15 protein-coding genes are annotated in these 15,205 nt (G+C 74.5%); 6 read left to right on the top strand and 9 right to left on the bottom strand.

Annotated features, from left to right (window positions below; translation table 11 throughout):
- The first annotated feature begins 148 nt into the window (after positions 1 to 148).
- Complete coding sequence (locus ACLWS4_RS32585; protein WP_416876017.1) at positions 149 to 739, top strand: PAS domain-containing protein; 591 nt, start codon at positions 149 to 151, stop codon at positions 737 to 739.
- Between the two features lie 91 nt (positions 740 to 830).
- On the opposite strand, the gene ACLWS4_RS32580 is transcribed toward ACLWS4_RS32585, so the two are convergent.
- Positions 831 to 2,312 carry a hypothetical protein gene (locus tag ACLWS4_RS32580; protein ID WP_049660292.1) on the bottom strand — a complete coding sequence of 494 codons (1,482 nt, stop codon included), beginning with the start codon at positions 2,310 to 2,312 and terminating at the stop codon, positions 831 to 833.
- 524 nt (positions 2,313 to 2,836) lie between these two features.
- Between ACLWS4_RS32580 and ACLWS4_RS32575 the strand changes: the two genes are divergently transcribed.
- Positions 2,837 to 4,081: an aminoglycoside phosphotransferase family protein gene (locus ACLWS4_RS32575; RefSeq protein WP_338016391.1), complete on the top strand. Its 1,245-nt coding sequence runs from the start codon at positions 2,837 to 2,839 to the stop codon at positions 4,079 to 4,081.
- A gap of 65 nt (positions 4,082 to 4,146) precedes the next feature.
- Here ACLWS4_RS32575 and ACLWS4_RS32570 read toward each other — a convergent pair whose 3' ends face one another.
- The 4 genes from ACLWS4_RS32570 to ACLWS4_RS32555 form a co-directional block, all read right to left on the bottom strand.
- The gene (locus tag ACLWS4_RS32570) at positions 4,147 to 5,529 is read right to left on the bottom strand and encodes an acyl-CoA dehydrogenase family protein (protein ID WP_416876016.1); all 1,383 of its coding nucleotides are present in this window, start codon (positions 5,527 to 5,529) and stop codon (positions 4,147 to 4,149) included.
- Positions 5,530 to 5,697: 168 nt separating this feature from the next.
- Positions 5,698 to 5,781 (bottom strand): putative leader peptide, encoded by an 84-nt coding sequence (locus ACLWS4_RS32565; protein WP_350526312.1) that lies wholly within the window; start codon positions 5,779 to 5,781, stop codon positions 5,698 to 5,700.
- Between the two features lie 80 nt (positions 5,782 to 5,861).
- On the bottom strand, positions 5,862 to 6,356 hold the full coding sequence (locus tag ACLWS4_RS32560) for a hypothetical protein (protein ID WP_049656052.1): 495 nt from the start codon (positions 6,354 to 6,356) through the stop codon (positions 5,862 to 5,864).
- A gap of 759 nt (positions 6,357 to 7,115) precedes the next feature.
- On the bottom strand, positions 7,116 to 7,343 hold the full coding sequence (locus ACLWS4_RS32555) for a DUF397 domain-containing protein (RefSeq protein WP_234348556.1): 228 nt from the start codon (positions 7,341 to 7,343) through the stop codon (positions 7,116 to 7,118).
- A gap of 347 nt (positions 7,344 to 7,690) precedes the next feature.
- Here ACLWS4_RS32555 and ACLWS4_RS32550 point away from each other — a divergent pair, with 347 nt between their 5' ends.
- On the top strand, positions 7,691 to 8,230 hold the full coding sequence (locus ACLWS4_RS32550) for a PTS-dependent dihydroxyacetone kinase phosphotransferase subunit DhaM (protein WP_082345992.1): 540 nt from the start codon (positions 7,691 to 7,693) through the stop codon (positions 8,228 to 8,230).
- Between the two features lie 59 nt (positions 8,231 to 8,289).
- Here ACLWS4_RS32550 and ACLWS4_RS32545 read toward each other — a convergent pair whose 3' ends face one another.
- The 3 genes from ACLWS4_RS32545 to ACLWS4_RS32535 form a co-directional block, all read right to left on the bottom strand.
- Positions 8,290 to 8,778, bottom strand: a complete 489-nt coding sequence (locus ACLWS4_RS32545) for an NUDIX hydrolase (RefSeq protein WP_049656056.1) — start codon at positions 8,776 to 8,778, stop codon at positions 8,290 to 8,292.
- A 10-nt stretch (positions 8,779 to 8,788) separates the two neighbouring features.
- Positions 8,789 to 9,340: a sugar transferase gene (locus ACLWS4_RS32540; RefSeq protein ID WP_049656058.1), complete on the bottom strand. Its 552-nt coding sequence runs from the start codon at positions 9,338 to 9,340 to the stop codon at positions 8,789 to 8,791.
- Between the two features lie 280 nt (positions 9,341 to 9,620).
- Positions 9,621 to 9,893 carry a hypothetical protein gene (locus tag ACLWS4_RS32535; RefSeq protein WP_143204765.1) on the bottom strand — a complete coding sequence of 91 codons (273 nt, stop codon included), beginning with the start codon at positions 9,891 to 9,893 and terminating at the stop codon, positions 9,621 to 9,623.
- Between the two features lie 371 nt (positions 9,894 to 10,264).
- Between ACLWS4_RS32535 and ACLWS4_RS32530 the strand changes: the two genes are divergently transcribed.
- The gene (locus tag ACLWS4_RS32530) at positions 10,265 to 11,455 is read left to right on the top strand and encodes a polysaccharide deacetylase family protein (RefSeq protein WP_416876015.1); all 1,191 of its coding nucleotides are present in this window, start codon (positions 10,265 to 10,267) and stop codon (positions 11,453 to 11,455) included.
- 928 nt (positions 11,456 to 12,383) lie between these two features.
- Here ACLWS4_RS32530 and ACLWS4_RS32525 read toward each other — a convergent pair.
- Positions 12,384 to 13,154 (bottom strand): glutamate racemase, encoded by a 771-nt coding sequence (locus ACLWS4_RS32525; RefSeq protein ID WP_375876694.1) that lies wholly within the window; start codon positions 13,152 to 13,154, stop codon positions 12,384 to 12,386.
- Between the two features lie 57 nt (positions 13,155 to 13,211).
- Here ACLWS4_RS32525 and ACLWS4_RS32520 point away from each other — a divergent pair, with 57 nt between their 5' ends.
- Both ACLWS4_RS32520 and ACLWS4_RS32515 read left to right on the top strand, forming a co-directional pair.
- A complete protein-coding gene (locus ACLWS4_RS32520) occupies positions 13,212 to 14,360 on the top strand; it encodes a glycosyltransferase (RefSeq protein WP_049658710.1) in 1,149 nt (382 codons plus the stop codon).
- Between the two features lie 43 nt (positions 14,361 to 14,403).
- The gene (locus tag ACLWS4_RS32515) at positions 14,404 to 15,150 is read left to right on the top strand and encodes an SAM-dependent methyltransferase (RefSeq protein WP_380777228.1); all 747 of its coding nucleotides are present in this window, start codon (positions 14,404 to 14,406) and stop codon (positions 15,148 to 15,150) included.
- Positions 15,151 to 15,205 lie beyond the last annotated feature (55 nt).

Below are 15,205 nucleotides of genomic sequence, written 5' to 3'. Positions count from 1 at the left end.
CGGCTCCGGCCACAGTGGCATATGCCAGCGGAAATTTTGCCCGCGTTCTGTCGAAATCACCCACAGGGGTGACAACGCTGTGCGACAGTCTTCTCACTGTCCGAACGGCCCGCACACCGCGGGCCGTGTACCGAGCGATAGGTCCGCCATGAACATGCCATTAGGCGCCACCCGCCCGCCGGGAGCCGCCCACGTGGACGGCGCCCCGGCGGGCGGGGGCGGCACGGCGAGCGCCGGGAGCGGCGCGGCGAGCGGCGTCACGGTCGGCGCCGGCGGCCCGGGCGGACCCGGCACGGGCGACGGTACGGGCGACGCCGACAGCGGAACGGACGGCAGAGTGGACGGCACGGCCCAGGAGCCGACCGGCCCGTACCTCGGCGCCGGCGGCGACCACGACGCGATCACCGACGACGGCCCGATCGGCTCCGCGGAATGGGATCTGCTGACCGACGGGATCCAGTGGAGCCCGGAGGCCTACCTCCTCCTCGGCTGCGAGCCGGGCCACGGCCCGCTCAGCCTCGACCGGCTGCCCGACCGCCTCCCCGAGGCGGACCGGCCGCTGCTGCGGCGGATGATGACCGACGCCCTGGTGCACGGCCGCTGCGCCGCCGGCACCCTGCGGGTCCGCCGGCCCGACGGGCGGTACGACGGCGTCGAGTGCGCGGGCGAGCCCGTCCTCGGCACCGACGGCACGGTCGTCGCGCTGCGCATGCTGCTCCGCCCGGCCCCGCCGCACTGAGCGCACGGCCCCTCTCACTCCGAGCCCACAACCCCCGCCCCGCCGTACCGCGCCCGACGGCCCGGCCCGGGCCCGTACGTCCGCGGGCCCGTCAGGTCAGCCGGCGCCGGTTCTTGGCGTCCGCCGCCCGCAGCGCCCGGCCCAGCTCCTCCCGCAGCTCGTCCACCACGGGCAGCCCCCGGTACTGCGCGGTCAGCCGGTACATCTCGCGCAGCCGGTCCCAGGTCCGGTGCGAGGAGTTCTGGCCGATCAGGTTCATCACCATCTTGGCCTGGAACCGCGCCGCGTCCGGCTCGCCGGTGAGCAGGTGCACCGAGGCCAGGGTGATCCGGTCGAACAGCGCCGACCGCAGCTGCCCGGTCCCCTCCCGCAGGGTGATCACCCGCTCCGCGTGCCGGCGGGCCTCGGGGGCCGCCCCCGGGTCGTGCTCGGAGAGCGTGCGCAGCACCAGGGCCTGCATGCCGCGCAGTTCGGCCTCGTCGAACACCTGCATCCACGAGGGCGGTGGCTCCGGTGCCTCCTCGGTGAACAGGTCCTCGGCCTCCCCGAGCAGCCGGTAGGTGTCCTGGGAGTGCCCGATCGAGGCGTGCGCCCACGCCTCGACGGTGTTGAGCATGGCGCGCGTTCTGGGCAGCAGCCGTCCGCCGGCCGCCTTGGCCGCCGACATCAGGTCCAGCGCCTCGTCGGCCCGGCCCAGGTGCACCATCTGCCGCGCGGCCCGGGAGATCGCCTCGCCGGCCCGTGGCCGGTCGCCGGCCTCCTTGGCCGCGTCGGCCGCGATCATGAAGTACTTCTGGGCGGTGGGCTCCAGCCCCACGTCGTGCGACATCCAGCCCGCCAGCACCGCCAGGTTGGCCGCGACCAGCCACAGCCGCTGCTCCACCGCGGGTGCGTGCCGGTGCGTCAACAGGCCGCCGACCTCGTTCAGTTGACCGACCACCGCCTTGCGCTGCAACCCGCCGCCGCGGGCCGCGTCCCAGGCCCGGAACACCTGTACCGAGTGCTCCAGCGACTCCACCTCGTCGAGCCCGACCGGGCCCGCGTCGTACACGTCCGCCGCCGGGTGCGCTCCGCCCCCGGCGACCGCCTGTCGCGGCCCTGGGACGGAGGCCGCGTACGCGACCGCGTCCCCGCCCAGCCAGCCCTTCAGCGAGTCGGCGATGACCGCCCCGGCCGTGAGCGCGGCTCCGGCGCCCACCAATCCACGTCGGTTCAGCATGAGGTCCATTCCCGTGAACTCGGTGAGGACCGCGGCTGTTCGATCCGGCGACCATGGCACTGCTGCGGACGCGTCCGCTCCGGACCTGGTGGGCCGGTGTCGTTCCAGACCGAGGTCCTCAGTGGTGACGACACGGCCGAGCCGCTCCGTGAACACGGCCGCCAGCACCCTCGGCACCGGATCGCGCGGGATCTCCCCCTGCTCGATCCAACGCCGTACCCTCGACGTGTCGGTGGACAGCTGCAGCTGCCCCATCGCGGCACCCCGACGGTTGACCAGCCGCGCCAGCTCGCCCTTCGACCATCCGGTCAGGACGAACAGGTCGGCCAGTCGGGTGTTGGGTTCCCTGCTCAACGAAGCCCCCAGGTTCCTCGGCTGATCCGAGGCTAGAGGCTCGGGCAAGTGCCGGGCGAGCATTCGCCACCGTTCGCCAGGGCCCGCCAGACTACTAAGCCAGTGCCCGACGGGTGTGTTGTAGGGGTGCGCCACCTCGCCCCCCGGGTCGGGCGGTGTCCCACCAGCGTCGGGGCTGTCCCCCGACGGTGGCACGGGGCGCTCCCGGTCCTCACCCGAGGGGGTGGCGCGGCCGGGTGGCGCGGGAGCGCCGGGCACGGCCACGGCAGTCCGGCCGACCGCATTCCCCAGGGTGCGGACGGCCGGAGCACCGCCGACCAGGGGTTCCTGACCCCGCGTCCGTGCCCGGCGCCCGCGCACCACCGACCGCACCGCTACGGGGTACCGCGCGGAGCAGCGCACCGCACGACGTACCGCACCACCCGCAGGGCCGCCGTCACGCCAGGAAGCACACGGCACCGGCCCTCCCCCGCCCCCGCGGGGCAAGCACCCGCCGACGGACCGGAAGGGACCTCCCTCAGCCCATGTACTCCTCAGCGACGACCCCCACGCCCACCGCGACCCGCCCAGCGCTGCGCCCCCCCACCGCAGCCGCCGGCCGCACCGGCCCCAGGGCCGTGCCCCCGGCGAGCCGTCCCGCGGTCCCGCGCGGCGCCGAGGGCCGGGCCACGGACACCCGGGTCGTCCCGACCGGCCGTACGGCGCTGGGCCCCGCCGGCCGTACCGCGCTGGGCCTGCGCGCCCCCGAGACCGCCCTGCCGGGCGGCGGCCGGATGCCGCTGGCCCGGCAGGCCGACGGCCAGGTGCTGCGGGCCCGGCGGCCCGGCCTGCCCGTCGGCGGCGGCCCGGAGCGGATCGACCCGTCGGCGCTCCAGACCCCGGCGGTCCGGGCGGCGCTCGCGGGCGTCTCGCGGATATGTCCCGCGTTCACCCCGCGCCAGGTCCTGCGCGAGGGCAGCCGCCACATCCTGGTGGCGGGCACCATCGGGCGGGCTCCGGTGGTCGCCAAGTGCCTGGCGCCGCAGGCGGTGCGGAGTGAGTACTTCGAGCAGCTGGTGGCCGACTTCCACCACGAGGTGGCGGTCTACCGGGCGTTCGTCCGGCACCGTCCGCCGGTGCGGCTGCCCCGGCTGGTGGCGGCCGACCACGACCGGTGCGTGCTGGTCATGGAGCGCGTCCCGGGGCGCCCGGCGGCCCGCGAGCGCCACCCGGTCAACGCGCCCACCCCGGGCGAGGTGCGGGCGCTGCTCACCGCGGTCCGCACGCTGAACCTGTGGCGGCCGCCGACCGACGTCTTCCAGCCGCGCCTGGACTACCAGTTGGAGATCTCCCGCTACCACTCGGTGGGCCAGCTCACCGACCGGGACGCCGGCGACCTCCGCGGCCTGCTGCACGGCCTCGGCAGCACCCCGCTCCAGCTCTGCCACGGCGACGCCCTGCTCAGCAACATGCTGCTGGCGCCGTCCGGACCGGTGCTGGTCGACTGGGAGCAGGCCGGCTGGTACCTGCCCGGCTACGACCTGGCGGTGCTCTGGAGCGTCCTGTCCGGGGACACTGCGGCACGCCGCCAGATCAGCCAACTCGCCCAGAGCGGCGGCACGCTGGCCCGGGACGCGTTCCTGGTGAACCTGGTGCTGGTGCTGATGCGGGAGATCCGGCTGTACGACGTGCCGGGCGCCGGCGAGGAGCAGCGGATCATGATCCGTCGGCTCTACGACGACGCGGCGCTCGCCCGCCGGGCCGTCCGCGCCGCGGTCGGGACCCGCTGAGCCACCGCCGGGGCCCGTCGGACCACCGTCAGGACCCGCCGGGCCCGGGAGTTCGACGCCGGGCCCTACGGCCGGGCGCCCCGCTCCAGGGCGGCCCGGCCGGCGGCCTCCAGGACGGTCTCGTCGGGGGCCAGGTGCACCCGGCTGCTGAGCACGTCCCGCAGGTAGCGCTCCAGCGGGTGACGCCGGCTCAGGCCGGGGTTGCCGGTGAGGGCGACGGCCTGCTGGACCACCGCCGTCGCGGCCCGGGTGGCCAGCAGGTGGGCCGGACCGGTCCGGGCGACGGCCTCCTGGTCGCCCCGGTCCACCCGGGAGGCCAGGCCCTCGACCAGTTCCTCGGCCCCGATCAGCTGGGCCTCGATCTCGCCGAGGGCGGTCCGGTAGCGGGGCAGGGTGCCGAGCGGCTCGGTCAGATTGGCCGGGGTGCGCTGGTTGAGGAAGCGGATCAGCCACGCCTCGGCGGCCCGGGCGACCCCGATCGCCACGGCGGAGAGGGCCAGGTCGTGCCAGGCCGACGAGAGCTCGGCGTCGGCATCGGCGCTCTGACGGACCGTCCGGCGACCGTTCGTCAGGCCGAGCGCGAGGTCGCCCGGCACCCGGACCCCGTCCAGCACCACGTCGTGGCTGGCGCTGGCCCGGAGCCCGAGCTGGTCCCAGGTCGGGTCGATCTCCAGGCCCTCGCTCTCCCCGCGGACCAGGAAGGTGCCGATCCGCGGCTCCTCCTCGTCGGTCCGCGCGGTCACCGCCATCCAGGCGAGCGCCTCGGCTCCGGTGCAGTACGTCTTCCGGCCCGTCAGCAGCCAGCCGTCGCCGTCCCGTCGGGCGACCGTGCCGGGCAGCTCGCCCGCCCCGGCACCGGGCTCCGCCCGCAGCGTGTTGACCAGCGCCGGGCCGCGCCGGGACTCGGTGAGCAGCCGCCGGTAGCCCGCCGTCGGCCAGTCGGCCCGGCGGGCCTGCTCGGCGTGCTGGAGCAGGGTGAAGGCGGTGACCACGGCCACCGAGGCGTCGCCGCGGCCGAGTCGGGACAGCACCCGGACGGTGTCGGCGAGCGTTCCGCCCGGACCGCCGTACCGCTCGGAGACGGTGAGGGTGAGCAGTCCGGCCTCGTGGACGGCCTCGATCCCCTGGTACGGGAAGGTCGCGTCGCGGTCGTGCTCCTCGGCGCGGGCGGCCAGCAGGTCGACCACCCGGGGCAGTCCGGCGAGGGCGGTCTCGACCGCGCTCCGGTCGGGTGCCGCGCCGCCGGGGGCCGAACTTGTGGGTGTGGAACCGGTGGATTCGAGATGGCCGGAACCCGTCGGTTCGGAACCCGCCGGCGGAGCGGCGGTCCGCGAACGGCGTCCGGCGGACGCGCTCCTGGGCGAACGGTTGTCGGCGGGGCGGTCGTCGGACGCGTGGTCCTCGGACGAACGCTCGGCGGTCGAACGGTTGGCGGCGCGAGTGGTCATGATGCTGTGCCTCCGGGCGGCAGCGTGGGCTCGGCAGGTGCGGGCAGCACGCCGTACGGGCGCGCGGTGGCGATCGGCGGCCCCGGAGGCCGGCTCACGGCCCGCCCCTGGTCCCGGCGCCGACCGGACACCCGGCCGATCGCCCGCCGCCGGGGGACGAATCCCCCCTCAGCGGCCCGGACACGCCGCGCTGGCGGTGCGCCGCAGGTCCAGATGCCTGCGACGGGTCAGCAGCGGAAGGCGGCACGGCATGTTCGCGACTGTACGAACCGTTGATCGATACCGTCAAGCAGCGTCCGACCCCCGGGCGGAGCCGGCCGGCCCCGGCGGGATCAGCCCTGCTGGAACATGTCCGCGGGGAGCGGCTTCAGCAGCTGATACAGGTCGTCCGAAATCGGTCGGTCCCAGGACGCGACGGTGACCAGGACGCCGTCGCTGCGGCCGAACTGGGCGCAGAACACGCGCTCCTCGCTGACCTTCACCTTCTTCACGATCAGCAGGTCGTCCCCGAGCATCACCGGGAAGTCCTCGGCCGAGACGAACTCGACCGGCTCGTCGTTCTCCAGCGCCGCGAGCAGCTGCCGCACCTCGAAGGGCACCTCGTCGCCGGTCTCCCGGGCGGGCGAACCCTCGGGGAGGTTGCCGATGAACATCGCCGGACCTCTGCCGCCGAACAGGTCGTAGCGCAGGAAAATCCCCTGGCAGGAGCCGTCCGGGCCGGTCATCATGGCCGCACCGAAGTCACCGGGCCAGTCGCCCGGGTCCATCGCGAGCACGTCGAAGTCCGGGCCGGCGGGCTGTCCGGAGCGACGGCGGAGAAAAGACATGGGAACATCGTACGTGTCCGGCACACCGCGTTCGCGAGGTGGGTGGGGCACCGCCGGGGGGTGGCCGGGAGATCGACGCTCAGAGACCAATGTTGACTCTGAGCAACCGTCCGGGCTACGTTCGGTTCAGCACGACAGCCGTTCTGGGTTTCACCCTCCGGGGGGACGGCATGTCGCAACGCGGCCCTACACGCGTTTCCCTCACTGTGCACTTGTCGTGCCGAACCGCCGAGCACCCAGCTTCGTCGTCGCACACAGCACGAACACACAAGCCAACAGTTCCAAGTTTCACAAGCCAGATCCGCGGGGCCCCGGCCCGTCGCTCCCGTGGATCTGCTCGGGACGCCGCCGCGTGGGGGCGTGCGGGTCCCGAGCACCGGTGCCGTCATCCGAGTCGCTCTCGGCTTCGGCGCCAACCTCCCGGCGACTGCCGGCCCCATCTCGGGGCCGGGACCGGCCGACGCACCCCGGTGCGCAGGGGATGACTGGGAGGATGGCCTGGCAGTACTGCCGGGCCGCACAGCAGGCGCCGTGTCTGGCCGCGTGGGGGCGGTGGGCACGGCGTCTGCCCGTGCTCTTACTCTGAGCTGCGTTTGTCTAACAGTCAACAGAAATTCTGACGGGGCACGCTCAATGGATCATCAGTTGTGATGTTTCGGACCCGAAAGATCGCCTACGGAGCGGACCCCCGTCGACCGGGGGTCCGCTCCCGTGCTGCCGGGCGCCGGCTCGGCGCCGACGGGCTCCGCGCGCCTCGGCTCAGGTGAGGTCGAACTCGCCGTCCCGGGCGCCGAGCACGAAGGCCCGCCACTCGCCCGGCGTGAAGACCAGGACCGGCCCGTCCTCCTGGCGGCCGTCCCGCATCCCGATGTAGCCGTCCACGAAGGCGATCTGCACGTCGCCGACACCCTGGCTGCTGCACAGCCACTCCGCCCCGGTGAAGTCCACCCTGGGCTTCCCGTTCGGCGCCAGATCCGGCTGCACCACGCTGACCTCCGTGTCCGTCCCGCTGTTGGATCCCACTGACCGATCTCCTCCCGACGGCGTTCCTGGGCCAGCCTAGCCACACCGCCCGGCCCCGGTCAGCGGGTTGACGAGGACTCCTCCGGGCGGGGACGGGCGCGACCGGAGGACGGGTCGAGGCGTGTCCCGACCGGCGGGGGCGGCGGGCAGCTGCCAGAGTGCTGCCAGGGCGCCGTACGACCGCTTCCCCGGCCCGGCCCGGGAGGTGCCGGGGCCCGGGCCGCTCCGCCCTGACCGACCGGGACAACCGGTTCGACCGAGCGCGCCTTGCCAGAACGATCCACCGACCGACCCGTTCGAGGGAGCAGCCGATGAGCCGCCGGGACGGCACCCGCGCCGACGTCATCCCCATCTCCGACGCCCCCTCGGCCCATCCCCCGGCACCCCGGACGCCCCCCTCACCCACCCAGCTGCCCCGGCCGACCCCCGCCCGGACCGCCACCCACGGGCGGGTCGGGATCGTCCTGGTCTCGCACAGCCAGGAACTGGCCACCGCCGTACGCTCCCTCGCGCTCGCGTTGACCGGATCCGACTCCCCCGCGCCGGTCGCGGCGACCGGCGGCGACCCGTCGGACGGACCGGGCATCAGCGCCGTCCTGGTGGCCGCCGCGACCCGGCGGGTGGACCAGGGCCACGGCGTGGTGGTGCTCGCCGACCTCGGCGGGGCGGTCACCACCGTCCGCGCGCTGCTGGCCGACGCGGACGAGCACGGGCTGCCCTTCCCGGTCCGGTTCGCCAACGCCCCGTTCGTCGAGGGCGCGGTGGCCGCGACCGCCACCGCCACGGCGGGCGGGGACCTGGCCGCGGTGCTGGACGCGGCGGAGGAGGCCTACCGGCAGTACAAGGGCTGACCCGGCGCGGGCGGGTGGTTGAGGACCTGCGGCGGGCCGTGATGGGCCCGCCCCCGGGCTCAGGGGCGCTCCTTGCCCTCCCAGGTGAAGACCGCCGGACCCTCGCACTCCAGCGCGTGGCGCAGCCGCTCGTGCTCGCTCTCGATCATCGGCGGCAGCTCGTCCAGCCCGAACCAGCCGACGTCCAGCGACTCGTCGTCGTTCACCCGCGCCTCGCCGCCGACCGCGCGGCAGCGGAAGGTCAGCACCAGGTACTGCGTCACATCGCCGTTCGGGTACGTGACCTGCGGCGAGACCGTGACGGAGGCGAGCAGCTCGGGCACGACCACCACCCCCGTCTCCTCCTCGCACTCGCGCACCACGCCGTCGGCGGGCTGCTCCCCGGGGTCGAGGATGCCGCCGACCGGCGCCCACCGGCCGTCGTCGGCCCGGCGGGCGAGCAGCACCCGGTCGCGGTCGTCCAGCACGACGGCGACGACGGCGCTCAGCCAGAGCGGGCGGGTTCCCACGATGGCGCGGAGCTCGGCGAGGAAGGGGGGAATGGCCATGGGCCGCAGCCTATCGGGGCGGCTCCGGGCCGACCCGGTGCGCCCGGCCGGTGTCGGGCCGCAGCAGGGCGAGCACGGTGAGGCCGAGGATGCGCAGGTCGAGCCCGAAGGAACGGTGCTCGACGTACCAGAGGTCGAGCTCCGCCCACTCGGGGCGGCTGAGCGGGCGCGGCGTCCGGCCGCGGCTCAGGGCCTGCAGCTGGGCCCAGCCGGTGAGGCCGGGCCGGACGGCGAGCCGGCCGCGCTCCCGGCGGGAGTAGTGCGCCGCCTGGTCCGGGCCGACCGGCAGGGGCCCGATCACCCCCATGTCGCCGCGCGCCACGTTCCACAGCCGCGGCAGCTCGTCCAGACCGGACTGCCGCAGCAGGGCGGTGAGCCGGCCGTCCCCTCCGGTCCGGAAGCGCAGGAGCTGGAACTCGCGGCCGTGCCGGCCGGTCCGGATCTGCCGCTGGAGGACCGGGCCGCCGGTGCCGCAGCGGAGCAGGACGGCGATCAGCAGGGCCAGCGGCAGTGCGACGACCGCGGCCAGGGCGGCGACGGCGAGGTCGCCGGCGCGTCTCATGAGACGGCCGCGGCGCGATCCGGTCTACCGCTCATCGCTCCACCTCCACGGCGCTTCGAGCCGGAAGAACGCCTTCACAGTAGAGGCGGGATGAAGCTGTCGTCCGGGAATGGTGAAAGAAGAGGGCCTGAGATTGTCCGACTGGACGATATTCAGTCGGTCTGACCAATTTCGCTCGATCGGCCGTTTCGGAATTCCGAGAGCGATCGACGTTACGGGTGGGGGCAACGCCCGGACGGAACCCGCCGACCGTACGGCCGGTACGCCGGCCGGGGCGCTGTCAGAGCGCGGCGCGGCGCCGGTCGCGGAACACGCCGAAGGCGATCCGGCCGAGCAGCAGGACGCCCGCGGCCAGACAGCCGGCCACCGCCATCGCCCAGGCCGGCCCGTCACTGTCCGGCACGAACACGGCCACGACGATGCCGAGCGCCAGGCAGGCCAGGCCCACCACCGTCAGCGGGACCTGGTGGGTGACCAGGGCTCCGCCGCTGCACGCGCGAGCCATCCGGGAGGCCCCGTGGAGGTGGAAGGGGTCACGGTCCGCATCTGCCATGAGCCCAAGGTACCCCGGGGCGGCGCGGGTGGCAGCCCGCAGGGAGTGAAGGTCCGGACACGCTGCGCAACCGGTGGATCCGGGCTGGTCAGCGGCACGCCGGGCCCGCCCCGAAGTGTGTCCGAGGCGTCCGGGCGTGCATTCCGGCTCCACAATCAGTCCACGAAAAATCCTCGTCCCCCCGGTACAACCATCCGTCCGGTGCAGCGGTCTCAATGGCATTGAGTGATCCAGGAGCCGTTCGAGGGACGGGTGTGAACCCCCCACCGAGAACAGGAATATCCAGGAGCGGAGCCGCCGCCCCTGGAGTCGGAGGCCGGGCTCCGTCCTCCGGCGGTACCGCCACGCCGCTCGGCGAACGAGGGGGAACCGTGCCGCAGTCCCAGTCCAGTACATCGATCTCCATGGCCCGCGCCCGGCCGGCACCCCGCATGCGCGCGCTGCCCCTGACCGTCGGGTGGTCGGCGGACCGGCACGGCACCGGCCGGCCCACCGACCGTCCGCACGGCGACCACCTGCACGGCGATCACCTTCGCGGCGATCAGCTCGGCGGCGATCTCCTGCACGGCGACCGTCGGCGCGAGGAGCACCGCCACGGCACGCACCTGGACGGCGGGGGCCGTCACCGGGCGGCCGTCGACACGGAACAGCAGGACGCTCGGGGCGAATGGCTGCGGTTCGCCCCCGTCCAGCCGCTGTTCCGGGCCCTGGCCGCCCAACGGCTCGCGGTGCTCGCGTACCACGGGGTGACCGACCACCGCTCGTTCGGCGCCCAGCTCGACCGGCTCCAGCGGCTCGCCACGCCGGTCTCGCTCGGCGCGGTCCTCCAGGCCGTGACCGAACGGCGGCCACTGCCGCCCCGGAGCGTCCTGGTCACCTTCGACGACGCCGACCGGAGCGTCCTCACCCACGCCCTACCGGCCCTCGACGCCCGGGGCATTCCGGCCACCGCGTTCGTCATCTCGGAGCTCATCGGCACCGAACGGCCGTTCTGGTGGCACGAGGCCGACTTCCTCGCCCGGCACGGGGGCCGGGCCCGCTCGCTCGACTGCGGACACCCGTCCCAGTTGCTCCGGCGGCTCAAGGCCATGCCGGACCCGGACCGGCGGCGCAGTCTGCACGAACTGCGGGTCAGCGCCGACCGTCGGCCGCCCCGCCAGGAGCAGCTGACCCCGGCCGACCTGCTCGCCCTGCGGGACGGCGGCGTCGCGATCGGCAACCACACCCAGGGGCACCCGTGCCTCGGGCGCTGCGACGACGACACCGTGCGCGCCGAGATCACCGGCGCCCACGAGGCCCTCACCCGCTGGCTGGGCGAACCGCCGATCGCCTTCGCCTACCCGGACGGCGGCCACGACGTCCGCGCCGAAACCGTCCTGCAGGAGCTCGGCTACCGACTCGGCTTCCTCTCCGACCACCGCCTGGGCCCCCGGCTCCCCTCCCATCCCCTCCAGATCAGCCGCCTCCAGGTCGACTCCACCACCAGCACCCGCCGCTTCGACACCATCCTCTCCGGCCTCGAACCCGCCTACCGCCGCTGGCGCCGCCAGGCCGTCGCCTAGCAACGGGCGCCATCACGCCGCACAGGAAGTCGGCCGGGTCGACTTCCTGTGCGGCGCGCACCCCGGCAGCCCATCCCCAAAGCAACCAATCACTTGAGCCAATCCCGCACCGAAAGTCGGCCGGGCCGACTTCTCGCGCGCCCAGCCAAGTCATTCCGGGCGCCCGGAATGCCACCCCCGCCCCCGCAAAAAGTCGACTCCACCCACTCGACTTCCGGCACAAACCCACCCCAGAAGTCGGCCCGCCCGACTTCCGGCGTGCCCCAAGAGGCTTCAGCGAGTGCATGCTCAACGGGCTGGGCGAGCCGGCCGCCACACAGGAAGTCGGCCTGGCCGACTTCTCGCGCGCGCAGGCGGGACCAACCTCCCGCACGCCGCCGGGAAGCCCGGAACGCTCGCTGCACGAAAAGTCGGGCCGGCCGACTTTCTGCGCGATTCGAAGCAGCGACTCCGCGAAAAGTCGGCCGGGCCGACTTCCTGTGCACCAGCAAGCCCAGGGCTAGCGACCAACAGACTCCAGGAGCCGGGCTGCCCAGCCGTTGCATCCAGGCATGGCGCGGGAAGTCGACTGGGCCGACTTCCCATGCAAGCAAGCCGGGCACGAGCCCGCATCCGGGGACTCTATGCGCATAGAGACCAGGGGCGATTGGCCGCTTGAGTCGGGGGTGGTGCCGCTCGAAGCGGTCGTTGCGCGAGAAGTCGGCCAGATCGACTTCCCGTGCGCCGACTGTCGGCGGGCCGGATCCCATGCCCAGCGGCTCTATGCGCGTAGAGGCCGTGGCGGCCAGACGCTCACCCTGGGGAGGCGGGGCGGTTCGGGGCAGTCGTTGCACCAGAAGTCGGCCGGGTCGACTTCTGGTGCGACCGACCAGAAGGGCTTCAGGGAGCGAGCTGCGTGGGAAGTCGGCCGGGCCGACTTCTCGCGCGGTCAGCCGATGAGGGTGGCGAGGGCGTTGCCCTGGGGGTAGAGGGCGGCGGCCGGGGGGAGGTGGGCGGGGGTGCCGGCGTGGAGGACGGTGAGGGTGCCGGTGCCGGTGCGGGTGGGGTCGGCGACGCGGCGGATGGCCTGGGCGGCGACGGCGTCGGCCGAGCCGTGCAGGGTGAGCCCCGGGGCGGCGGTCGGGGCGACGGCGGCGCGGATGCGGTCGTCGACGAGTTCGTAGTGGGTGCAGCCGAGCACGATGGCGTCGGTGCCGGCCGGCGTCCGGGCGGCGGCGTCGGCGATGGCGGCCGTGACGGCTTCGTCGTCGCCGTGCTCGACCGCGTCCGCGAGGCCCGGGCAGGCGACCTCGGTGATGTCCGCCGAACCGCCGAAGTCGCGGATCAGCCCGCGCTGGTACGCGCTGCCGGTGGTGGCCGGGGTGGCCCAGATGGCGACCCGGCCGCCCCGCACGGCGGCGGGCTTGATCGCCGGGACGGTGCCGACCACCGGCAGCCCGGGCTCCAGCTCGGCCCGCAGGGTGGCGAGCGCGTGGACGGAGGCGGTGTTGCAGGCGATCACCAGCGCGTCGGGTTCGAGCGCGGCGGCGGCCCGGCAGCAGCCGAGGGCCAGCTCGGTGACCTCTTCCGGCGTACGGGGCCCCCACGGCATCGAGGCCGGGTTGGAAGAGAGCACCAGATCCACGTCCGGGCGCTGCTTCCGAAGGGCGGCGGCGGCGGCCAGCAGGCCGATTCCGGAGTCCATCAGTGCGATCTTCACGGCTCAAGACTTTAGTCGATCCGCCCGTCGGGCCCGGTTCTGCGGCAGACTGCCGGGGTGACCGTCCTGCTGTGGATCGCCGCGTTCTCCCTGCTGGTCTGGCTCTGGCTGGCGTGCTGCCACGGCTCGTTCTGGCGCACCGACGTTCGGTTGCCGCCGCGTCGCCCGCCGGTCCGCTGGCCGCAGGTGGCGGTCGTGGTACCGGCCCGGGACGAGGCCTCGGTGGTCCCGGTGAGCCTGCCGACGCTGCTGGCGCAGAAGTACCCGGGGCGGGCCCGGGTGATCCTGGTGGACGACCACAGTTCGGACGACACCGGCGCGCTGGCGGCGGAGCTGCGGACGATCGACGGGCTGGAGCTCACCGTCACCACCCCTCCCCCGCTGCCGCCGGGCTGGACCGGCAAGCTGTGGGCGCTGCGGCACGGCGTGGAGCTGGCCGGTCCGGACGCCGAGTACCTGCTGCTGACGGACGCCGACATCGCGCACGGCCCGGATTCGCTGGCCGAGCTGGTGGCCGCCGCCGAGAGCAACGGCCTGGACCTGGTGTCCCAGATGGCCCGGCTGCGGGTGGAGACCGGCTGGGAGCGGCTGATCGTGCCGGCCTTCGTGTACTTCTTCGCCCAGCTGTACCCGTTCCGCCGGAGCAACCGTCCGGGTGCCCGGACCGCGGCCGCGGCCGGCGGCTGTTCGCTGGTGCGGCGGGAGGCGCTGGAGCGGGCGGGCGGGGTGGCGGCGATCCGCGGCGCGGTGATCGACGACGTGTCGCTGGCCCGGGCGGTGAAGTCGACCGGCGGCCGGACCTGGCTGGGTCTGGCCGACGACGTGGACAGCGTGCGTCCGTACCCGCGGCTGGAGCAGCTGTGGCGGATGGTGTCGCGCAGCGCGTACGCCCAGCTCAGGCATTCGCCGGCGCTGCTGCTCGGGACGGTGCTGGGGCTGGCGCTGGTGTACCTGGTGCCGCCGGTGGCGACGGTGGCCGGGCTGGTGGCGGGCGCGCCGGCGGTGGCCGCGGCGGGTGGGGCGGCGTGGGCGCTGATGGCGGGCACGTACCTGCCGATGGTCCGGTACTACGGGCAGCCGGCCGCGGCCGTGCTGCTGCTGCCGTTCACCGCGGGGCTGTACCTGCTGATGACGGTGGACTCGGCCGTACAGCACTGGCGCGGCCGGGGCTCGGCGTGGAAGGGACGGACGTACTCCCGGGCCTGAGAAACCCGCTGCACGCCGCACCGCCCCGATCCATACTGCTCGGATGGACCGTCAGCAGATCTCCCGCCTCGCCCATGCCCACCACCCGATCGCGGCCCCGCTGGCGGACGGCTCGGTGGCCCGGTTGCTGGACCGTGCCATGGCCGGGACGGAGCAGGGCCGGGCCCTGGACCTGGGCTGCGGCGAGGGCGCCTGGCTGCTCCGGGCGCTGGCCGCCGGCCCGGGCTGGCGGGCAGTGGGCGTGGACCTGGACGCGGCGGCGCTGACCCGGGCCCGGGAGTCCGCGGCCGCACTGGGCGTGGCCCGCCGGATCGGCCTGCACCACCTGGACGCACGGGAGTTCACCGCGGAGGAGCCCTTCGACCTGGTGCTGTGCGTCGGCGCCACCCACGCCTTCGGCGGCCTGCTGCCGACGCTCGCCGCGGCCCGCGAACTCCTGGCCCCGGGCGGCCGGTTGCTGGTCGGCGAGGGGTTCTGGCAGCGCGAGCCGTCCCGGGCGGCGCTGGACGGACTGGGCGCGGCACGGGAGGACTTCGCGGATCTCGCGACGACCACCGAGCGGGTCCTCGCGGAGGGCTGGACGCCGGTGTTCGGGCTTGTCAGCACCGAACAGGAGTGGGACGAGTACGAGTTCGCCTGGACGGGCTCGCTGGCCGAGTGGGCGCTGGACCACCCGGACCACCCGGACGCGGCTGCCGCCCGGGAGGCGGCGGACCGGCACCGCACCGGGTGGCTGCACGGCTACCGGGGGACGCTCGGCTTCGTCACCTACCTGCTGCGCCGCGACTGAAACACGCCGAAGGGCTCTGAACACGCCCGAACCGCCTGAGCCTCCTGCCCCCGAA

The organism is Kitasatospora sp. SC0581 (genome assembly GCF_048159585.1).
In the GTDB taxonomy this organism is placed as follows: Bacteria; Actinomycetota; Actinomycetes; order Streptomycetales; family Streptomycetaceae; genus Kitasatospora.
Note: the sequence above shows the minus strand (reverse complement) of the source record. Positions and strands in the feature narration are given on the sequence as shown.